Source organism: Halomonas llamarensis (genome assembly GCF_023555005.1).
In the GTDB taxonomy this organism is placed as follows: domain Bacteria; phylum Pseudomonadota; class Gammaproteobacteria; order Pseudomonadales; family Halomonadaceae; genus Vreelandella; species Vreelandella llamarensis.
In genome coordinates this window covers 44,146-64,266 of sequence record NZ_JAMJPJ010000004.1, presented here as the reverse complement: position 1 = coordinate 64,266, position 20,121 = coordinate 44,146, and the positions used below count along the sequence as shown (strand labels likewise).

Here is a 20,121-nt window from a genome sequence, read left to right as displayed (position 1 = left end):
GGAAATGGTCTCGTCGTTTTACAGACATTTGAAATAATCGAAAGGCTCCAGGCAATCGCGACAGCGGTAGAGCGCCTTGCAAGCCGTAGAGCCGAATTCGCTGACGCGTTCAGTCGCTTCGCTGCCGCATAAGGGGCAGGGCACTACCGGGTCGGACTGGCCGGTCAGGCTGCGCTTGCTCGCACTGCCCACCGGTGGGGCGATGCCGTAGGAGCGCAGTTTTTCGCGACCCACGTCGGTCAGCCAATCGGTCGTCCAGGCGGGTGACAGGCGGCGCTGGATCAGTGGGTCTGCGTAGCCAGCGGCCACCAGCGCCTCAAGAATGTGCTGTTCGATAACTTCGGTGGCCGGGCAGCCGGAGTAAGTCGGGGTCACGTTGACCACCAGCCGCTCATCGAGCCAATCGATATCACGCACAATTCCCAGCTCAACCACACTGACCACCGGCACTTCCGGGTCCAGCACGTGCTGTAAAACCGCCAGCACGGCGTCGACATCACCTTGTTCACCCGCTCGCGGCAGCCCGCTGCGGTCGCTGCCGATCAAGTCGCTGGAAGGCCAGTTATCGATAGACGCAGACGGATGATTACCAGACGGTCGCATCGGGATATGCCCTCGGCAGATATTGCATTTCCGCCAATAGAAAGCCTAGGTGCTCGGTGTGATGACCGACTTTGCCACCGGTATACATCCAGGCGTCGTAGGAAGGCCGCTCCAGCGTGGCTTCTTCAAGGACCTCTTCAACGGTGGCTTTCCAGCGAGTGGCAACGGTTTGCAGATCCGGCGCAATGCCGGCGGCTAACATAGCCTGATCAATCTCGTCGGCCTGCAATAGCTCACCGGTAAATTGCCATAGGTTGTTTAGGGCACGCTGCATGCGGGTGTGGCTCTCTTCAGTGCCATCGCCCAAGCGAATCACCCATTCAGAGGAGCGGCGCAGGTGATACGTTGCTTCCTTAAGCGACTTGGCCGCTACTTCGGCAATGCGCGGGTCGCTGGAGTGAGCCAGGCCGTCAAGTAGGTGGACGTGCCATGCATCGAACAGAAACTGGCGCCCGATGATGTCGGCAAAATCGCCGTTAGGCTGCTCAACGAGCAACAGGTTGCGGAAGTCCTGGGCATCACGGCGGAAGGCCAGCTGGTCGGCATCGACCTTGTCAGTCGCCCGTTCAGCAGCCATCAGTTCAGCGGCATAGCCCAGCCAGTTGCGTGCCTGCCCGAAGAGGTCGAGCCCTACGTTCATTAAGGCTAGCTCTTCTTCCAGTGCCGGGGCCTTGCCGCACAGTTGTGCGTGACGTTGACCGAGTACCAAGGCGTTGTCGCCAAGGCGCAGCAGGCAGTCGGTCAGCGGTGTCTGTGTTGTTTGGGCGATATTTTTCTGAGCCATGTTTTGCATGACAGCCTCCTTTACATGTGGCCGACTTCTTTCGGCAGTTTGTAGAAGGATGCGTGGCGGTAGACCTTGTCGTTAGACGGGTCAAACAGCGGCTCTTTCTCGTCGGGAGAAGAAGCGGTAATTTCGCTGGCCGGAACCACCCAGATGCTCACCCCTTCATTACGACGGGTGTAAAGCTCGCGCGCGTTTTCAATGGCCATACGGCGATCAGCGGCGTGCACGCTACCGACGTGCTTGTGGTTAAGGCCGTGCTTGCTGCGTATGAAAACTTCAAATAAGGGCCAGTCAGCCATGAGGAAAGCCTCTGTGGTCACAGGAGCCCCGTGCTGCGGGGCTCTGTATTGTTTTAAAAATCAGGTTTAAGAATCAGGTTTTAAAAATCAGGCCGCTCGGCGTTGCCGCTTGGCGGCATAAGCCACGGCGGCTTCACGTACCCAGGCACCGTTATCAATCGCGTGACGGCGTGCCTCGACACGTTCGCGGTTGCAGGGGCCGTTGCCCTTCACTACGTCAAAAAACTCCTGCCAATCGATTTCACCGAACTCATAGTGGCCGGTCTCTTGGTTATATTTGAGATCCGGGTCAGGCGCGGTGCAGCCCAGCAGCTCTAGCTGCGGTACAGTTTGGTCAAGGAAGCGTTGGCGCAGCTCATCATTGCTGTGACGTTTGATCTTCCAGGCCATCGACTGAGCACTGTTGGGCGAGTTTTCGTCGGAGGGCCCGAACATCATTAGCGACGGCCACCAGAAGCGGTTGATGGAGTCCTGCACCATGGCTTTCTGCTCGTCAGTGCCCTCTTGCATCATGGTCAGCAGGATCTGAAAGCCCTGGCGCTGGTGGAAGCTCTCTTCCTTACACACGCGGATCATGGCGCGGGCGTAAGGGCCATAAGAGGTACGCTGCAGCGGCACCTGGTTGACGATGGCGGCACCATCAACCAGCCAGCCGACCGTGCCCATATCCGCCCAGTTAAGCGTTGGGTAATTGAAGATGCTGGAGTACTTGGCGCGGCCGTCGTGGAGCTTATCGATCTCCTCATCGCGGTCGGCACCCAGGGTTTCCATGGCGCTATACAGGTACAGGCCGTGACCCGCTTCATCCTGAATCTTGGCCATTAGCTGCAGCTTGCGCTTAAGGGTCGGCGCGCGTGTCAGCCAGTTACCCTCCGGCAGCATACCGACGATCTCGGAATGCGCGTGCTGTGAGATCTGACGGATCAATGTCTTGCGGTAGGCATCCGGCATCCAATTCTTGGGTTCGATTTTAATTTCGTCATTGATGCGTTCCTGGAACTGGCGTTCCTCAGGATCCATCTCATCAAGCGTTTTGAGTTTGTTAGAACCGGTTTCAACGAGCTGCGCGTACATAGAGACCTCCGCGGCGTCGGACTATCAGGGAGTGTGGCTTATCTTACTTAAAGTATAGTGATACATAATATTTTATCAATAAGTATTTTTGTGTGTCGCTTTAAGACTTTGTGATGACAGATGATGCCAAGTTGCTTGGTTTATAAAGGAAATGTGGTCAAAAGTAAGTGATTCTGAATATGTTGAATTTTTTACTTAAACTGAATGAGTAGGCATAAAAAGCCCTTGCAGAGCTGCCTGCAAGGGCGTCAGTATTTTCGTATTCAGTCTCAATCTAGGCCGATAAGAACCTGTTAAGCACGAAAGGCTGACTCAACTCAGCGAAGATCTTTAACGCGTCTGGCCTTACCCAGCGAGCGCATCACACTCTCTACCGGGCACACCTCAACCTGGGTGCTGATACCAATGTACGTCTTGACGGCATGCTGAAGCTCTTTCTCGGCTTGTTCACAGGCCACGGGGTCGCGGGCGATGTCGTGATGATTCGCTTCGACACGCACCAGCATCATGTCCATATTGCCTTGGCGGCTGACTTCAATTTCGTAATGAGGCGAAAGCGACGCGATTTTGAGCAGCTGCTCTTCGATCTGGGTGGGAAACATATTGACCCCACGAATAATCAGCATGTCGTCGCTGCGACCAGTGATTTTGTCGATGCGGCGCATGGGGCGTGCGGTGCCGGGTAGCAGGCGGGTCAGGTCGCGGGTGCGGTAGCGAATCACCGGCAGGCCTTCTTTGGTCAGGGTGGTGAACACCAGCTCACCGTATTCGCCGTCTGGCAGGACGTCGCCGCTGACCGGGTCGATGATCTCAGGGTAGAAATGATCTTCCCAGATGGTCGGGCCATCTTTGGTTTCTAGGCACTCCATGCCCACGCCCGGCCCCATCACTTCAGAGAGGCCGTAAATATCGAGGGCATCGATGCCCAGGCGCTGCTCTAGGGCGGTGCGCATGCTGTCGGTCCAGGGTTCGGCACCGAAAATACCGGTGCGCAGGGGCAGCGTGCGCGGGTCGATGCCTTGGCGCTCCATTTCGTCCGCGATGTTGAGCATGTAAGAAGGGGTGACCATGATGATGTCTGGCGCGAAATCACGGATCAGCTGAACCTGTTTCTCAGTTTGGCCGCCCGACATGGGAATCACCGCGCAGCCCAGGCGCTCGGCGCCGTAATGCGCGCCCAGCCCGCCAGTAAACAGGCCGTAGCCATAGGCTACATGCACCTTATCGTTGCGGCTGCCGCCAGCGGCGCGGATTGAGCGCGCCATCACATCGGACCACACATCAATATCCTTCTGGGTGTAGCCCACCACCGTGGGTTGCCCAGTGGTGCCGCTGGAGGCGTGGATGCGCACGATCTCGCTCATCGGCGTGGCCAACATGCCAAACGGGTAGTTGTCGCGCAAATCGGCCTTGGTGGTGAACGGCAGTTTGGCGAGATCCGCCAGCGTCTGGATGTCGTCGGGATGCACCCCGGCGTTATCGAAGGACTGGCGGTAGAACGGCACATTGTCGTAAGCGTGCTTGAGGCTCCACTTCAGGCGCTTGACCTGAGTGGCGCGCAGCTCGTCGACGCTGGCGGTTTCCAAGGGGTCGAGTGTCGCAGTGTCGATACGTGTAGCGGGCTGATTCATCAGGAGTCTCCGGTCAAGCAAGTTGTTATTGGATTAATGTCTACACACGCCGTGGCCAGTGATTTGAGCAATAGGCTTACAAACGCTCAATGATCATCGCGATGCCCTGTCCGACACCGATGCACATGGTGCATAGCGCAAAGCGCCCTTGCCGACGTTCGAGTTCATGCAGGGCGGTGGTCACCAACCGAGCGCCACTCATGCCCAGCGGGTGGCCGAGTGCAATGGCTCCTCCGTTGGGGTTGATGTGTTCGGCATCATCGCTCAGTCCCAAGTCACGCATGACCGCCAAGGCCTGAGCCGCAAAGGCTTCATTCAGTTCGATAACATCCATCTGATCGAGGGTAAGCCCGGTCTGGGCAAGCACCTTGCGGGTGGCCGGGGACGGGCCGAATCCCATAATCCGAGGTTCCACACCCGCAGTGGCCATGCCCACCACACGGGCGCGGGCTTTCAGGCCAAAACGTTCGGCCTGCTCGGGAGACGCCATCAGCAGCGCACAGGCGCCATCGTTAACGCCTGAGGCATTGCCTGCCGTCACACTGCCGCCTTCACGGAAGGGCGTGGGCAGTTTGGCGAGCTGCTCGGCGGTCGTGGTGGCGCGCGGGTGCTCATCGCTATCGACCACCAGCGGCTCCTGTTTGCGCCGGGGGATTTCGACGGCAACGATCTCTTCAGCCAATCGGCCAGCCTCCATAGCGGCGGCGGTGCGCTGCTGGCTGCGCAGCGCAAAGGCATCCTGGTCTTGCCGGGAAATACCAAACTGTTCGGCGACGTTCTCGGCGGTTTCGGGCATGGAGTCGATGCCGAACTGAGCCTTCATGGCACGGTTCACAAAGCGCCAGCCGATGGTGGTGTCGAAGATGTCGGCTTGGCGTGAGAAAGCTTGTTCTGCCTTACCCATCACAAAGGGCGCGCGGGACATCGACTCCACACCGCCTGCCATCATCAGCCCCGCTTCACCGGTCTTGATGGCGCGGGCGGCGTTGCCGACGGCGTCCATGCCGGAACCGCACAGGCGGTTGATGGTGGAGCCGGGCACCTCGACGGGAAGCCCTGCGAGCAACGCGGACATGCGCGCTACGTTGCGGTTATCTTCCCCTGCCTGGTTGGCGCAGCCGTAAAAAATATCGTCAATCAGTGACCAGTCGACGCTCGGGTTCCGCTCTATCAGGGTGCGCATTGGCACAGCACCAAGATCATCGGGGCGAACTGACGAGAGGGCACCGCCGTAGCGACCTATCGGGGTACGAATGGCATCAATGATCAGCGCGTCTTTCATGGGTTATCTCCAGCAGCGGTGTCTTCTAGGCGGCGTACGCTGCCGCGAATTTTGTAGGAATGTCCGCGGAACAAGGCAACGGTATCGCCGTGCTGATTGCGCAACGTGATGTCGTAAATGCCGGTGCGCCCGCGGCGGCTGCGCTCTTCGGCGGTGGCGGTGAGCTCATCACCCAGCTGGCCGGGGCCGAGGTAGTCGATACTGCAGCCAGATGCCACGGTAGCTTCATCGTAGCTGTTGCAGGCAAACGCAAAGGCGGAGTCGGCCAGGGCAAACAGAAAGCCACCATGGCAGTTGCCGTGGCCCTGCACCATGTCTTGGCGCACGGTCATGGTGAGTTCGGCAAACCCGGGAGCCATGCGCGTAATACGCATGCCCAGCCCTTGGCTGGCATGGTCGCGGGAAAACATCGCCTCGGCACAGGCTTCCGCCAACTGTTGTGGGGTCAGTGGGGAATCACTCATGAAAGCTTGCCTCGCTCAGGGCGTTGCGGCGCAGCAGGAAAGAGCTGCGATAGCGCTCTTCGCCGTAGCTCTGCTGCAGGTGCGTAAGGGTACGGTGAACGAAGGGCAGTCCCAATGAATCTGCCCAGGTCAAGGGGCCGCGGGGATAGTTGACCCCGGCCTGCATGGCCAGATCGCCATCCTTGGCGCTGCACACGCCCTGCAAAACGGCATCGGCGGCTTCATTGGCGAGCATGGCCACGGTGCGCAATACCACTAGCCCCGGCGTGTCGGTTAGCCAGACGACGTCCATGCCCAAGCGTTGGAATAACGCGGTAGCCAGCTGGCGGGCCTCGGGCGAGGTGGTATGGCTGGCAGCAAGCCCGATGGCGCTGGCGCTGCGGTAGTCCAGGCATAGGTCGAACAGTACCAGTGCTTCGAGCCCTTCATTAACGGCGCGCTCGGCGGCACATCGCCCGTCGCTGAGGGCCAGCGCCAGATCACCTATATACAGGCGAGGCGTGCCGTCCAGTTGCAGTGATTCGCGACGCACTACCTCAAGTCCAGCTTCTTGAGCGCGTTCCAGCAGCGGAGCGATGGTGCTGTCCGCGCCCTGTGCGACAAGTGTCGGGAGTTGCGTGCTGGCGGGGGCGGCAAAGTTGGGCTGCGGCTTTGCAGCGCTTTCACCCGCGTAGTCAAAGAAGCCTTGGCCGGACTTACGCCCCAGGCGACCGGCTTCAACCAGCGCCTGCTGCACCAGGGAGGGTTCAAAGCGGGTATCGCCATAGTAGGCGTCGAACACCGAGCGGGTCACTGCGTAGTTGACGTCATGGCCGATCAGGTCCATCAGCTCGAAAGGCCCCATGCGGAAGCCGCCGGCCTGACGCAGCAGCGCATCCAGCGTGGCAGCGTCGCTGGCGCCTTCCTGTAGCAGGCGAAGCCCTTCGGCATAGAAAGGCCGTGCCACGCGGTTAACGATGAACCCAGGGGTGGAGCTGGCGTGCACCGCAACCTTGCCCCAGGCGCTGGCGGTATCAAAAAGCGTCTCGGCGACCTCGGTGGTCGTTGCCAGGCCCGATACCACTTCTACCAGCTTCATGACGGGGGCTGGGTTGAAGAAGTGCAGCCCAGCCAGGCGCTCGGGGCGTTCAAGGTTGGCGGCAATTGAAGTGATTGACAGCGACGAGGTATTACTGGCGAGCAAGGTATCCGGCGCACACATTGCTTCGAGCTGAGCGAATACCTGGCGTTTGATGTCAAGGTTCTCAACGATGGCTTCGATAACCAAACGGCTATCGGCCAGGGCATCAATCACGTCGGCAGGCTGCAGGCGAGCGATGATGTTATCCACACCACCTTGGGTCATCTTGCCCTTGGCAACCCGCTTTTCCAACTGGCGACGAATGCTGTCGATGCCTGCTTTGGCGGCACCCGGCTGGTTATCATGCAGGATGACGGCATGACCCGCCTGGGCGGCCACCTGAGCGATACCGGCACCCATGGCACCGGCGCCGATCACACCAATAACGGTGGTCGTGGATAGGGCTGGCATATCACTCTCCCTTGAAGGTGGGGCGGCGTTTTTCGATAAACGCACTGACCCCTTCACGGTAGTCTTCGCTGCGCCCAGCCAGACGCTGCAGGTCGCGCTCCAGGTCAAGCTGTTCATTAAAGCTGTTATCGCTGCTGGCGTGCAGGGCGCGTTTAATCAGCGCTAGGCCACGGGTGGGTTGAGTGGCCAGGTGGCGAGCCATGTTCATGGCTTCTTCCTGAAGCACCTCATCGTCGACGCAGCGCCAGATCATGCCCCACTGTTCGGCGGTCTCGGCGGGAAGCTTGTCGCCCAGCATGGCCAAGCCCTTGGCGCGGGCCATGCCGACTAAGTTAGGCAGGGTCCAGGTGCCGCCGGAGTCCGGGATCAAACCGATCTTGCAGAAGGCCTGAATAAAGCTTGCCGAGCGAGCCGCCAATACGATGTCGCAGGCCAGGGCGATATTGGCACCAGCGCCGGCGGCCACACCGTTCACCGCGCAAATAGTCGGAAACGGCATATCTTTCAGGGCGCGCAACATGGGGTTATAGCGTTTCTCAAGCGACTCGCCGAGGTCTGGCGCTTGCTCGCCGGGCGCGACGCTACGGTCGGAAAGGTCTTGACCGGCGCAGAAGCCGCGGCCACTGCCCGTCAGCAGCAGCGCACGGACGCTTGCGTCCTGGCGCACGGCCTTGAGCGCCTTGCGCATTTCGGCATGCATCTCGGTATTAAAGCTATTCAGGCTGTCGGGGCGGTTCAATGTAATACAGGCGACGCCGTCTTCGACGCTATAAAGCAGGGGCGCTTGGCTCATGGGGTATATCCTTGTCTCAGTGCCCTTGAAAAGTGGCAGGTCGTTTTTCTTGGAAGGCGCGAATGCCCTCGTCGCGGTCGTCGGTGCCCGCCAGTAAGGTGAACGCATGGCGTTCAAAGCGCAGGCCGGTGGCCAGGTCGGTATCCATCGCTTTGTGCAGCGATTCCCGCGCTAAGCGCACGGCCAGCGGTGCCTTGGAGGCGATGCGCGTCGCGATGTCTATGGCGCGTTCAAGGGTCAATTCGGGTTGGGTGATTTCGCTTATCAGGCCAGCTTCGAGGGCGCGGCGCGCGGAAATCGGTTCGCCAGTGAGTACCATCTGAGTGGCCAGGGATTTCCCCACCGCTCTAAGCAAGCGTTGGGTGCCGCCAGCGCCGGGCATGATGCCCAGGTTGATTTCCGGCTGGCCAAACAGGGCGTTTTCACCGGCAATGATGATGTCGGCATGCATGGCCAGTTCACAGCCACCGCCTAACGCATAGCCATTGACGGCGGCAATGATGGGTTTGCGAAAGCGCGTAATGGTGGCCCAGTGGTGCTGTCGTGGGTCTTCCAGCATGCCGACCAGATCGCGTTCAGCCATTTCGTTAATATCCGCACCTGCGGCGAAGGCTTTCGCACTGCCGGTAATCACTACGGCACGAACGGTGTCGTCACAATCAGCGTCGCTCAAGGTGTCGGCGAGCTCGCCGAGGAGCTGCGTATTAAGCGCATTCAGTGCTTCCGGGCGATTCAGCGTGATGCATAAAACGCCTTCCAGGGGCGTGGTTATTTTTAGAGTCGTGAGCATTGTTACCTCGGTTCGGCCTGTGGCGCACAGGAGGAATACCTGTCGAGTATAGGTTTATTTTGATACGCATCAATATTGATTGATTGTTATTAATGTGTCGCTTGTCGTCGTTTTTTATAATTTATGCCTTTTAACAACAGCTTGTATGTGGTTGGTGCGAAGAAAAAAGGGGTGTTAGACCATGGTATGAAAGACGGTTATGTAGCTCAATAAAGGGATTTATAGCCGGTATACATCGATTTTTTTGTAATCCTTAAGCAAGCAGCAACTGGGAAAGCGTTTGATGTTTTGTTACGGGAAAGATAGTCTTCAAAATAATAGCGTATCAAAAAAATAAGTGAGTGCAGGAGCGCCCCATGACGCAATCAGCGCAGCAGATGTTTGACCTTCATCGTGAGATTCTTGATCAGGCTGTCGACGCTATCGCTAGCCGTAATTTCTGGACGCCCTTTCCAGAAAGCATGCGCAAGTACCCCGAGGATGCCGTTAAAGCGGCGCCGTCTAAATTCGAGTCACTGCTCAATCAGCCATTTACGCTCAATAGTGGCGGCGGCAGTGCCCAACAAGTGGGTGATGAAGTGTCACCCTATGGCTTTGAACTCGGCATTACTTATGACCAGCCAGACCCCAGCGAGCTGGTAGCGGCCATGCAAGTGGCCATGCGCGACTGGCGGGATGTCGGGGCGCAAGCGCGTGTGGGGGTATGTCTGGAAATCCTGTCACGTCTTAATGCCATGAGCCCAGAGATTGCCCAGGCGGTGATGCATACCAGCGGGCAGGGGCCGATGATGGCATTTCAGGCGGGTGGGCCGCATGCCCAGGATCGTGGTCTTGAAGCCGTGGCGTATGCCTGGCAGGCAATGGCGCAGGTTCCCGCTACCGCGCAATGGGTTAAGCCCCAGGGCAAGCATGACCCTATCGTGATGGATAAGCGTTTTCACATCGTGCCTCGCGGTATCTCGTTGGTAGTCGCCTGTTCTACGTTTCCTACCTGGAACACCTATCCTGGCCTGTTTGCCAGTTTGGCGACGGGCAACCCGGTCATTGTTAAGCCGCACCCCGGCGCTATTCTGCCGCTGGCGATGAGCGTACGGGTGGCTCAACAGGTGCTTGAAGAGGCAGGCTTCGACCCCTGCCTGGTCAGCTTAATGCCCGACAGCGTCGATGCGCCGCTCACCAAGACGTTGGCGCTTGATCCTGCGGTTAAGCTGATTGATTTCACCGGCTCGAACGCTTTCGGTGATTGGCTGATACAAAACGCCACTCAGGCCCAGGTGTTTGCTGAGAAAGCCGGTATTAATTCGATCATTATCGACAGTGTGGATAACCTTAAAGCCGTCACGGCGAACCTTGCCTTCTCGCTTAGCCTTTATTCTGGGCAGATGTGCACGACCCCTCAGGCTATTTATGTGCCCAGGGATGGTATTGAAACGGCGGATGGCCATTTAAGTTTTGACGACGTAGCGGCAGCGCTTGCGAAAGCTGTTCAGGCATTTCTAAGTGATAACGACCGCGCCTGCACGGTGCTGGGGGCTATACAGTCGTTGGAGACGCAAGCACGCATTGATGAGTGCCGTGGCTTAGGCGACATAGTGCTGGACAGCGAGCAACGCGAGCACGCGCATTTTCCTAACGCCCGTATCCATACGCCGCTGATTCTTAAGGTCGACGCAGAGCAGAAGGCTGCCTATAGCGAGGAGCGCTTTGGCCCCGTTAGCTTTGTTATCGCAACGGATAACACCGCGCACAGTATTGCGCTAGCGCGAGACGTCATCGCAAAAAAAGGCGCGATAACCCTAGGCGGCTATACCACGGACGAGGCAGTGGCCGAGCAGCTCGAAGCGCTGGCGATGGACGTAGCGGCGCCGCTCTCGCTGAATCTGGATGGGGGAATATTCGTTAACCAGTCGGCGGCTTTCAGTGACTTTCACGCCACAGGCGGTAATCCGGCGGCGAATGCTTCTCTGTGTAATCAAGCCTTTGTCGCCAACCGCTTCGTGGTGGTGCAAAGCCGTCGCCACGGCCAATCCAACTAACGGAGAGCGTGATGCCTTGCTATCGACTTGAAGGGGTGACACCGGTGGTGCATCCGACAGCCTATGTTCACCCGACGGCGGTGTTGATTGGAGATGTGATTGTGGGCCCCGGCTGTTATGTAGGCCCTGGCGCGGTGATGCGCGGCGATTTCGGCCGTCTTGTGCTGGAAGAAGGTTCAAACCTTCAGGATACCTGCGTGATGCACGGCTTTCCGGGGTGCGTCACCAAGGTCGAGAAAGATGGCCATATCGGCCATGGCGCGGTACTCCATGGCTGCGTAATTGGGTGTGATGCCATGGTGGGCATGAACGCCGTGGTGATGGACGGTGCCAACATTGCTGAGCGGTCTATCGTGGCGGCAGCCGCCTTCGTTAAGGCAGGTTTCGAATGTGAGCCCCAGTCGCTGGTGATGGGGGCACCTGCAAAGGTTAAGCGCCCGTTGAGTGATGAGGAGTTTGCCTGGAAACAGCAGGGTACCCAAGAGTATCAGCGCTTAGTGACTCGTTGCCGTGACAGCCTGGAGCCGTGTGAGCCGTTAGCTGAAATTGATGCTGACCGCCCAACCTTACTGGCCGGTGATACGCAACCTAAACAGCAGCTTGGCTCCAAAATAAATCAGTCCTGATGCGTTATGCCGGGTAAAAAGCTTTACGCTGATAGCACGTAGCGCCTCCTGCTGAGCAGGGGGCGCTTTTACTTGAAATTAGCTTTTAAAGCCTCTAGCCATGTGTGTTTGGTACGGTGAAGTGTCAAAATATCGTTACACGAATGCCGCACGCTTGTTTTGCGCCTTGAGGGATCTATGCGCCTTAAGTTTCACTGCCAGAATCGAATCGGAATTCTTCGCGATATCGTGGCCCAGTTCGCCGACTACCGCGTCAATGTGGCGCGAGGAGAAGTGGGCGGAGAACACGGCAACACCATTTATCTGCATGTGCCACAACTGCTCAATGCCCAGCTGGCTACATTAAAACCGGCCTTGGAGGCGACTCCTGGGGTGTTCGGTGTTAAGCGTGTCAGCCTGATGCCCAGCGAGCGGCGCCATCTGGAGCTGGATGCGCTGCTTTCATCACTTTCCGACCCGGTGATGTCGATTGATATGCAGGGGCGTATCGTCGCTGCCAATCGCACGGCGGTACAGATGCTCGGCGTGCGCATCGACGAAGTGCCGGGGCTGTCGCTGGATCGCTACCTGGAAGACCTGAACCTTCCCGATCTGATTCGGCGCAACAACTCGCGGATCAACGGATTGCGCATCAAATTGAAAGGCGATACCTACCTTGCCGATATCGCCCCGCTGCATACCGAAAATAATGATGTGGCGTCGTTGGCTGGCGCGGTGGTGACCTTGCACCGTGCCGACCGAATCGGTGCGCGTATCTATCAGGTACAACGTCAGGGGTTGCAAGGCTTCGAAGCTATCTTTCAGTCGAGTCCATGTCTGGAAGCCTTGATCCATGAAGCGCGACGCATGGCGCCGTTGGATGCACCCTTGTTAATCGTGGGTGAAACCGGTACCGGAAAGGAGCTGGTCGCCAGAGCCTGCCATCTGGCAAGCCCGCGTGGGCAAGCACCGTTTATGGTGCTCAATTGTGCCGGGCTTCCTGAATCGATGGCCGAGACCGAATTGTTTGGTTACGCACCGGGCGCCTTCGAAGGGGCTCGGCCCGAAGGCAAGCTGGGTCTTCTGGAGCTTACCGAAGGCGGCACCATCTTTCTCGATGAAGTCGGCGAAATGAGCCCGCGCTTACAGACTAAATTACTGCGATTTCTCCAGGATGGTGGCTTTCGCCGCGTGGGTAGCGACGAGGAAACCTATCTTGATGTCAGAGTGATTTGTGCTACCCAGCAAAACTTGCCGCAACTCTGTGCCGAGGGGTTGTTTCGACCTGATCTTTACCATCGACTCAATGTGCTCTCGTTGCAAGTGCCGCCCTTACGCGAATGCCTCGATGGTATCGAGGAGTTGGCGGCCTACTTTCTGGATCGTGCCGCGCGTCAGATCGGCTGCCCTTTGCCCCGTCTTGCGCCGGCGGCACTGGAAAAACTCGCGCACTACGATTGGCCGGGCAATGTGCGCCAATTGGAAAACGTCCTGTTTCAGGCAGTGTCGCTGTGCGAGGAGCAAGTCATTCACCCGGTGCACCTGCGGCTTCCGCAAAGTGGCGGTGCCCCTGAACTTTCCGGCATTCCACTGGAAGGAAGTCTGAGCGATATTTTGGGAAGTGTGGAGAAACGCATCCTGAGCAATCTGTATCGACAACACCCTTCCAGTCGTCAGTTGGGTAAACGCTTAGGGGTATCGCACACCACCATTGCCAATAAACTCAAGCGTTATGGCATTGAGGCACAGAATGACTAAATTGACTGTCAATTTTTCTTTACGGGGTGTCAGTAAAACACAACGACAAGTCGCCATTACTCAGCACTTAGGCTCAGGTGTAACGTTTTCTTTACGTTAATCGCGCGTCGACACGGCCGGTGCTGCCATGAAAGCGCTTTAATACCATTCTCGGAGCATGGTTAGCCCCCTAGACTCTTTATCACTGGCTTGACTGCAGTTGGTCGGCCTGATTGAAAAACAATTATCTGTCTAGAGGTTTATTATGAACGCCCCAGCAACCACATCTCTGTCTACGCATAACCCCATTGGTACCAATGGATTCGAATTCGTTGAATATACCGCGCCGACCAGCGAGGGTATCGAGAACCTACGCACGCTGTTCAACCAAATGGGGTTCACCGAAACGCGCAAACACCGTTCCAAGCAGGTTTTTCTGTTCCAACAGGAAGGCGTTAACTTTGTGCTCAATGCCGAACCGGGAAGCCATGCCGCGACATTCGCTGAAGTGCATGGGCCTAGCGCCTGTGCCATGGCCTGGAAAGTGGCCGATGCGCAACAGGCCTTCGAGCATGCTGTGGCTCAGGGCGCCGAGCCAGTGGAGAACTCGGTCGGCCCTGATGAAGTGGGTATCCCCGCAGTGCGTGGTATCGGTGGCTCGCTGCTGTATTTCGTCGACAACAAGGTCGACGACCAGGGCCGCACCATCTATGACATCGACTTCGAGGCGATCCCCAATCGTTCGCCCAGCGATAAGAGCGTCGGCCTCAAGGTGCTAGATCACCTGACCCACAATGTTGACCGAGGACAGATGGATGTTTGGGCCAATTTCTACATTGATGTCGCCAACTTTCGTGAGAACCGCTATTTCGATATCAAGGGCAAAAAGACCGGTCTGCACTCCCGCGCCATGACCGCGCCTTGTGGAAAAATGCACATCCCTATCAATGAATCCGCCGACGATAATTCTCAGATCGCCGAATTTCTGCGTGAGTATAACGGCGAGGGCATCCAGCACTTGGCCATGTCCACCGATAACATTTATGCCACAGTGCGTGCGCTGCGCGAAAATGGCATGACGTTCCTTTCGACCCCGGACACCTACTACGAGAAGGTTGATAAGCGCGTACCCAATCACGAAGAAAACGTAGAAGACTTGCGTAAACTGAGCCTGCTGGTCGACGGCGGCCCAGATGAAGGGGTGTTGCTGCAGATCTTCACGGAAACGGTAATTGGCCCGATCTTCTTTGAAATCATCCAGCGCAAGGGTAATGATGGTTTCGGAGAAGGCAATTTTAAGGCACTGTTCGAATCGATCGAGGAAGACCAGATCCGTCGTGGTGTACTCAACGATTAAAAAACAAGGCCACCCGCCCTGCGTGGGCGGTCTTTTTATGCAGCCAAACCGGCTTTTCATTGGCCGGTTGTGCTGTTCATAATCAATAACCTAAAACAATTAAATCTATAAGGTTTCCTCAATGTCGACAACAAATATACCCACCAATACGCTGTGGTTAGGCCGCTGGGGGTTTGTACTGGCTGCCACTGGTTCCGCAGTGGGCCTGGGTAATATCTGGAAGTTCCCCTACATCACCGGTGAATTCGGTGGTGGTGCCTTCGTACTGGTCTATCTGGCATGCATTCTGGCGGTAGGGGTCCCCATCATGATGGCTGAAATCAGTTTCGGCCGTCGTGGCAGGGGTAGCCCGGTTGACGCTATCCGCCGTGTGGTGAATGAATCTGGCCATGGCGGGTTCTGGTCGGTCTTCGGCTGGATGGCCATGCTGTGTGGCTTCATGATTCTGTCTTTCTACGTGGTGGTCGCCGGCTGGGCGTTTTCCTATCTATGGAAAATGCTGAGTGGTGGGCTGGCAGGAACCAGTGTCGATGACATGGCAGCGATTTTCGCGGCCAATAACGCCAACCCTTTCAACCTGGGCGCCTGGAGCACACTGGTCACCGTGTTGACCATGCTGATCGTGGGCAAGGGTGTGCAAGCTGGTATCGAAAAGAGCGTCAGTTGGATGATGCCGGGCATGGTGATCATGCTGGGTATTCTGATCGGCTACGGCGCCTTTTCCGGTGGCTTTGGTGAGGCCTGGTCGTTCCTGTTTTCCTTCAATACCGAAGGCCTTAGCAGTGAAGGTCTGTTAGCGGCGCTGGGCCATGCCTTTTTTACCCTGTCGCTAGCGTCCGGGGCGATCCTAACGTACGGCTCTTACCTACCGTCGGGTCACTCCATCGCACGTACTACGTTCAGCGTAGCAATTGCTGATACCGTGGTGGCGCTGATGGCGGGCTTAGCCATTTTCCCGATTATTTTCGCCAATGGAATGAGCCCAGGTGCAGGGCCGGGTCTGATCTTCATGAGCCTGCCACTGGCCTTCCAGGCCATGCCGTTTGGTACTTTATTCGGTATCCTATTCTTCTTGATGCTTGCGATGGCGGCTCTCACCTCTTCGATTTCGATGATCGAAGCTACAGTCGCCTGGCTCACTGACAGTAAGGGCATGACACGCAAGCAAGCTTCCTGGGGTGTGGGTATCGTGCTGTGGCTGGTCAGTACCCTGGCGATGCTGTCGTTCAATCTGGGTGCCGATTGGACGCTGGCGGGACGCAACTTCTTTGACTGGTTGGATTACCTGACTTCTCGCTGGATGATGCCGTTAGGCGGTTTGGGAACGGCCTTGATGGCGGGCTTCTTGCTTCGTAACGAAGTCTTTAGAGAAGAGTTGGGACTCTCCCGCACCCAGCATGCGTTGTGGCTGTTCATGGTGCGTTATGTGAGCCCATTAGGCATCGTATTAATTTTCATCGATGCGCTGGGGCTTGCCACGCTAAAGATAGCAACGCAGTGGCCTTGGTTGTTGGCTCTTCTGGTGCTGATTACCGTGGTGGGCGAGTTGGTTAGCCCACGGCTGCGCCAGCAAGCCTCTTGAGCCACCTTGGCTGAAGCGCTCCTATACACTCTCATGAGGAGCAAAGCGAAAAGTGAGAGCCGCTGTGCTGTTTCCTCTTACCGGTGGGAGCAGTGCAGCCTCTTTGATGATGTGAGGTATCTTTTACGTGGCGTAACATGTGCGTCTTTGTTGCCAACGCTTTAACGCCCCCAGAGTTGCTGTATGGATGGGATGTGTAAGGAACATTCCCGGTTTTTTGGTGGCCGGGGCCTCGCATTGAATCGATTCTGAAGTCAATCTAGACCGCCGAAGCGTTGATAGAAACTGGGGCCAGGGGCTGGAAGCGGGCCTTCGGCAGTTTCTAGTTGGCGCTCGAGCCAAAGCTCGGCGCGCTTGTAGATAGTGCGATAGATATTGCGACAGAGCTGATGGGCGTTGCGTCCCTCCCAGGCGGTGGGGAGCAGCTCGTCGGGCAGTTGTGGGTCGCGCAGTTGCACTTTACGATATTCGTGGATCAGCAGCGTTCGGGCAATGAAGCAATCCTCCTCGCCAAGATGGTTCTCTTCATTAAGTGCTTTCCACAGCGGTCGAAACTGAATTAAAAAACGTTGATAGTCATCTGCCAGGGTGTCGAGATTCCAGCTCTCGCGAACCTGCAAGCGCAGTGGCTTGCTGGCAAGAGGTTCGACAGCCTCGGTCTGCATGACAATGCTCTCTTCGGCTGCACCTAGCTCCTGTAAAGCCGCATTAGCTTCGCTGGGATTAAGGGTGGGGTGGGCGAGAACACCAGAGGCAAAATGCCCAAAACCAAGCCACTCGAGTTCATCGCGAACCTTCTGTCGACGAGCCGTATCAAGTTGGGTGAGCAACACCAAGGTCCACTGACCTGACCAAGGAGGCTGAGTGCCGTAGTAAACTCGTTTAAAGGCTTGCTCGAAACGGCGTCGCCCTGGTCCGCTCAGGCTATAGTAACTGCGACGGCCAACCTTTTCCCCTTGCAGCCAGGTCTCATGTGTTAATCGATAAACCGACGTGCGCACAAGTCGCTCGTTGATACCGATGGGCTTTACGAGTTTTGAAAGGCTGCCAAGCCATACAGTACCGCCTCGGGGGACGATGGCGTCGCCATAAATAGTAATGATAAGAGAGCCAGCCCGAATGGGCCGGTGCTTCTGGAAGCGGTCGACGAGATTGGCGACACAATCGGTAGCAGACGACATGATGAGGCCAGTCTCTTTGATTGATGTTTGATGGCCAAAGGCCAATCAAATGAGTAAGCAATAATGATCGTGACAACGTGCTGCAATATACCACATTCGTAATCAAGCATTCCATGGCAGGCAATCGCACGTAAATAAGTTTTCTCATTCCCAACCAAGCAAATGAGCGCGTTAGTTATCTGACGTGGCGCCAAGGATTCGCTTCGTTTTGAAACTCGCTTTGCTCTTTACAGAATCCAAGCGAATCAAGTGACGTGTCAGGCGCTTGAGAATGGCCAAATCATGGTCATTTCTTCAAAAGTATCGGTACCCACGCGGACGCCGCAGACCGTCACCGCCAGCACTTCCGGTAACGCGTGAAATACGTTGCTTAGAAAACTCTGCTATTCAAGGTATAGGATTTTTGCGAATCGCTTTGATAAGCCAGCGTGCCAAAATCATGAGGTCTATTGATATATGTCAACTAAGCGGACGAAATGTAATTTGCAAAGAAAGTACAATATTTACTAACAACGTATGAGATTACATGAGTCGAAAGGCTGAATGACCACCCCATTGCCGCCCTATCGGCACGAGGAGTAAAAATGCGCGTAACAATCAAAGCGCGTCTGATCACTGTGATCAGCGTGATGTTGGTATTGATGGTGTTTATTGGTGCCATGGGCTTTAGTGGCATGATGTCATCCAATCGCTCAGTCGATAACATTTATCAAAACAACCTCCGTAATACCCAGCGTATTTCTGCCCTGAATGAACATGCCAAAGACATGATCATGGAGTTAGCGCTGGCAGGGCAACACGACCCGATTCTACCGGTGAGCGACCTGCACGATCATAGCGTACAGATGCACATGGATAATATTGTAATGAACTTGTCAGCCGTCGATTCTAATTGGCAAGAGCTGACAGAAAATGAGTTGTCGCCAGAAGCACAAGTAATTGCCGAACAGTTCCGCGCAGATTATCGCCAACTACTCGGTTCTATCGCGCCCGTTATGCCGATGTACTCCGTCGGTAATTACGAGGCTGCCAACGAAAAAGCCTTTACCGAAGCGTTGCCCGCCTACCGTCAAATGGACGAAACCCTAACGGAACTTATTGAGCTTGAAGAGCAAGAAGCGCAGGCCGAGTATCGTAACGCCGAGTCTCAAGCGAGCTTTATGCGTAATCTGATGATTGGCGCGCTCGTGATCGCCGTTATCTTGGGCTGTGTCATGGGGTGGTTACTGATTCAGCGTATTACCCAACCGCTCGCCATGGCGCGCCGGCACTTCCACGCCATGGCGGAAGGGGATCTTAGCCGTTCAATTGATGCCTCACATCAAGACGAAATTGGCGATATGCTGATCGAGCTTGGGGATATGCAGGCCAAGCTTCACGCGTTGATCGGTGATATTAAATCGTCAGCCGATGCTATCTCGACCGCGTCCTCACAAATCTCTACAGGCAATATCGACCTATCGCAGCGTACCGAGCAGCAGGCTTCTAGTTTGCAAGAAACGGCAGCCAGTATGGAGCAGGTGGCTGCGACGGTGAAAAACAATACTCAGCATACCGGTGAGGCTAACCAATTGGCCCATACTGCCAGTACTTCAGCGAGCCAAGGCGGCGAGAAGGTGACTGAAGCCGTAGGCAAAATGCACGAGCTAACCGATAGCTCGGAGAAGATCAGCGGTATTGTCACGATGATCGACGGTATTGCCTTTCAGACTAACATTCTGGCGCTTAACGCCTCGGTCGAGGCCGCCCGTGCCGGCGAGCAAGGGCGTGGCTTTGCTGTGGTCGCCCAGGAAGTACGCAGCCTAGCGCAGCGTAGTGCCGATGCGGCGAAGCAAATCCAAGAGCTGATCGTGCAAAACGATGAGATCGTCTCGGAAGGAAGCACGGTGGTTGAAGCCGTAGGCGACTCCATGAAGCAGATCGTCACCAACATTGGCAAGGTGTCTGACTTGATGGAGGAAGTGAGTCAGGCGTCTACTGAGCAAAGCTCGGCTATTGAGCAGATGAATACGGCAATTAACCAGATGGACGATGTGACTCAGCAAAACGCTGCCCTGGTAGAGCAGACGGCAAATGCGTCGGCCTCAATGGAAGAGCAGGCACGCGACTTGGCTAACGCGGTGGCGTTCTTTAAATTAAGCAGCACCGAATCACGCCCTGGTCTAGCACAGCCGTCAGCTAACAGCGCAATGAAGCGCCCTGCACTGGGTGAAAGTGGAAGTCAGTCCAACGCGCCCGCTCGTTCTGAAGGGACGCGTCACTCCCAGCCTAAGCAACAAGCTTCCACGCAAAATGACGATGATGATTGGGAAACGTTCTAAATGACGTTATAGCGTCACCCAACGTGGCTAGGCGAAACGCCGTCATCA

17 protein-coding genes are annotated in these 20,121 nt (G+C 56.4%); 6 read left to right on the top strand and 11 right to left on the bottom strand.

Translation table 11 applies throughout. The annotated features are described in order from the left end of the window. Positions 1-18 precede the first annotated feature (18 nt). The 10 genes from paaD to paaF form a co-directional block, all read right to left on the bottom strand. Positions 19-603, bottom strand: coding sequence for a 1,2-phenylacetyl-CoA epoxidase subunit PaaD (paaD, locus tag M8006_RS04265; RefSeq protein WP_250080225.1), 585 nt, complete (start codon positions 601-603; stop codon positions 19-21). Further along, the gene (paaC, locus tag M8006_RS04260) at positions 587-1,396 is read right to left on the bottom strand and encodes a 1,2-phenylacetyl-CoA epoxidase subunit PaaC (RefSeq protein WP_250080224.1); all 810 of its coding nucleotides are present in this window, start codon (positions 1,394-1,396) and stop codon (positions 587-589) included. The genes paaD and paaC overlap by 17 nt, the downstream gene beginning before the upstream one ends. 11 nt (positions 1,397-1,407) lie before the next feature. Further along, positions 1,408-1,689 carry a 1,2-phenylacetyl-CoA epoxidase subunit PaaB gene (paaB, locus tag M8006_RS04255; protein WP_022521442.1) on the bottom strand — a complete coding sequence of 94 codons (282 nt, stop codon included), beginning with the start codon at positions 1,687-1,689 and terminating at the stop codon, positions 1,408-1,410. Positions 1,690-1,776: 87 nt separating this feature from the next. Continuing rightward, a complete protein-coding gene (gene paaA, locus M8006_RS04250; protein WP_250080223.1) occupies positions 1,777-2,763 on the bottom strand; it encodes a 1,2-phenylacetyl-CoA epoxidase subunit PaaA in 987 nt (328 codons plus the stop codon). 317 nt (positions 2,764-3,080) lie between these two features. Beyond that, positions 3,081-4,394 carry a phenylacetate--CoA ligase PaaK gene (gene paaK, locus M8006_RS04245; protein ID WP_250080222.1) on the bottom strand — a complete coding sequence of 438 codons (1,314 nt, stop codon included), beginning with the start codon at positions 4,392-4,394 and terminating at the stop codon, positions 3,081-3,083. Between the two features lie 76 nt (positions 4,395-4,470). After that, positions 4,471-5,676, bottom strand: a complete 1,206-nt coding sequence (gene pcaF / locus M8006_RS04240) for a 3-oxoadipyl-CoA thiolase (RefSeq protein WP_250080221.1) — start codon at positions 5,674-5,676, stop codon at positions 4,471-4,473. Continuing rightward, a complete protein-coding gene (gene paaI, locus M8006_RS04235; protein WP_250080220.1) occupies positions 5,673-6,140 on the bottom strand; it encodes a hydroxyphenylacetyl-CoA thioesterase PaaI in 468 nt (155 codons plus the stop codon). Before paaI ends, pcaF begins: the two co-directional genes overlap by 4 nt. Further along, a complete protein-coding gene (gene paaH / locus M8006_RS04230) occupies positions 6,133-7,671 on the bottom strand; it encodes a 3-hydroxyacyl-CoA dehydrogenase PaaH (protein WP_250080219.1) in 1,539 nt (512 codons plus the stop codon). Before paaH ends, paaI begins: the two co-directional genes overlap by 8 nt. Before the next feature lies 1 nt (position 7,672). Beyond that, positions 7,673-8,464: a 2-(1,2-epoxy-1,2-dihydrophenyl)acetyl-CoA isomerase PaaG gene (gene paaG, locus M8006_RS04225; RefSeq protein ID WP_250080218.1), complete on the bottom strand. Its 792-nt coding sequence runs from the start codon at positions 8,462-8,464 to the stop codon at positions 7,673-7,675. A gap of 16 nt (positions 8,465-8,480) precedes the next feature. Then, a complete protein-coding gene (paaF, locus tag M8006_RS04220; protein ID WP_250080217.1) occupies positions 8,481-9,254 on the bottom strand; it encodes a 2,3-dehydroadipyl-CoA hydratase PaaF in 774 nt (257 codons plus the stop codon). A 356-nt stretch (positions 9,255-9,610) separates the two neighbouring features. On the opposite strand from paaF, the gene paaN reads away from it, so the two are divergent. The 5 genes from paaN to M8006_RS04195 all read left to right on the top strand — a co-directional run bounded on the left by paaN (position 9,611) and on the right by M8006_RS04195 (position 16,571). Further along, positions 9,611-11,290 carry a phenylacetic acid degradation protein PaaN gene (paaN, locus tag M8006_RS04215; RefSeq protein ID WP_250080216.1) on the top strand — a complete coding sequence of 560 codons (1,680 nt, stop codon included), beginning with the start codon at positions 9,611-9,613 and terminating at the stop codon, positions 11,288-11,290. Between the two features lie 11 nt (positions 11,291-11,301). Further along, a complete protein-coding gene (gene paaY / locus M8006_RS04210; RefSeq protein WP_250080215.1) occupies positions 11,302-11,916 on the top strand; it encodes a phenylacetic acid degradation protein PaaY in 615 nt (204 codons plus the stop codon). A gap of 177 nt (positions 11,917-12,093) precedes the next feature. After that, complete coding sequence (locus M8006_RS04205) at positions 12,094-13,653, top strand: sigma-54-dependent transcriptional regulator (protein ID WP_250080214.1); 1,560 nt, start codon at positions 12,094-12,096, stop codon at positions 13,651-13,653. 244 nt (positions 13,654-13,897) lie between these two features. Then, complete coding sequence (hppD, locus tag M8006_RS04200; protein ID WP_250080213.1) at positions 13,898-14,989, top strand: 4-hydroxyphenylpyruvate dioxygenase; 1,092 nt, start codon at positions 13,898-13,900, stop codon at positions 14,987-14,989. Positions 14,990-15,110: 121 nt separating this feature from the next. Next, the gene (locus M8006_RS04195) at positions 15,111-16,571 is read left to right on the top strand and encodes a sodium-dependent transporter (RefSeq protein WP_250080212.1); all 1,461 of its coding nucleotides are present in this window, start codon (positions 15,111-15,113) and stop codon (positions 16,569-16,571) included. Positions 16,572-16,825: 254 nt separating this feature from the next. On the opposite strand, the gene paaX is transcribed toward M8006_RS04195, so the two are convergent. Further along, on the bottom strand, positions 16,826-17,752 hold the full coding sequence (gene paaX / locus M8006_RS04190) for a phenylacetic acid degradation operon negative regulatory protein PaaX (protein ID WP_250080211.1): 927 nt from the start codon (positions 17,750-17,752) through the stop codon (positions 16,826-16,828). 584 nt (positions 17,753-18,336) lie between these two features. On the opposite strand from paaX, the gene M8006_RS04185 reads away from it, so the two are divergent. Next, on the top strand, positions 18,337-20,073 hold the full coding sequence (locus M8006_RS04185) for a methyl-accepting chemotaxis protein (RefSeq protein WP_250080210.1): 1,737 nt from the start codon (positions 18,337-18,339) through the stop codon (positions 20,071-20,073). Positions 20,074-20,121: the final 48 nt, after the last annotated feature.

Bases quoted from the DNA above. Each gene is read 5' to 3' on its own strand.
- paaC (WP_250080224.1), bottom strand. From the start codon at position 1,396: ATGCAAAACATGGCTCAGAAAAATATCGCCCAAACAACACAGACACCG.
- paaK (WP_250080222.1), bottom strand. From the start codon at position 4,394: ATGAATCAGCCCGCTACACGTATCGACACTGCGACACTCGACCCCTTG.
- hppD (WP_250080213.1), top strand. From the start codon at position 13,898: ATGAACGCCCCAGCAACCACATCTCTGTCTACGCATAACCCCATTGGT.
- paaF (WP_250080217.1), bottom strand. From the start codon at position 9,254: ATGCTCACGACTCTAAAAATAACCACGCCCCTGGAAGGCGTTTTATGC.
- paaN (WP_250080216.1), top strand. From the start codon at position 9,611: ATGACGCAATCAGCGCAGCAGATGTTTGACCTTCATCGTGAGATTCTT.
- M8006_RS04205 (WP_250080214.1), top strand. From the start codon at position 12,094: ATGCGCCTTAAGTTTCACTGCCAGAATCGAATCGGAATTCTTCGCGAT.
- pcaF (WP_250080221.1), bottom strand. From the start codon at position 5,676: ATGAAAGACGCGCTGATCATTGATGCCATTCGTACCCCGATAGGTCGC.
- paaB (WP_022521442.1), bottom strand. From the start codon at position 1,689: ATGGCTGACTGGCCCTTATTTGAAGTTTTCATACGCAGCAAGCACGGC.
- paaA (WP_250080223.1), bottom strand. From the start codon at position 2,763: ATGTACGCGCAGCTCGTTGAAACCGGTTCTAACAAACTCAAAACGCTT.
- paaY (WP_250080215.1), top strand. From the start codon at position 11,302: ATGCCTTGCTATCGACTTGAAGGGGTGACACCGGTGGTGCATCCGACA.
- paaG (WP_250080218.1), bottom strand. From the start codon at position 8,464: ATGAGCCAAGCGCCCCTGCTTTATAGCGTCGAAGACGGCGTCGCCTGT.
- M8006_RS04195 (WP_250080212.1), top strand. From the start codon at position 15,111: ATGTCGACAACAAATATACCCACCAATACGCTGTGGTTAGGCCGCTGG.
- M8006_RS04185 (WP_250080210.1), top strand. From the start codon at position 18,337: ATGCGCGTAACAATCAAAGCGCGTCTGATCACTGTGATCAGCGTGATG.
- paaD (WP_250080225.1), bottom strand. From the start codon at position 603: ATGCGACCGTCTGGTAATCATCCGTCTGCGTCTATCGATAACTGGCCT.
- paaH (WP_250080219.1), bottom strand. From the start codon at position 7,671: ATGCCAGCCCTATCCACGACCACCGTTATTGGTGTGATCGGCGCCGGT.
- paaX (WP_250080211.1), bottom strand. From the start codon at position 17,752: ATGTCGTCTGCTACCGATTGTGTCGCCAATCTCGTCGACCGCTTCCAG.
- paaI (WP_250080220.1), bottom strand. From the start codon at position 6,140: ATGAGTGATTCCCCACTGACCCCACAACAGTTGGCGGAAGCCTGTGCC.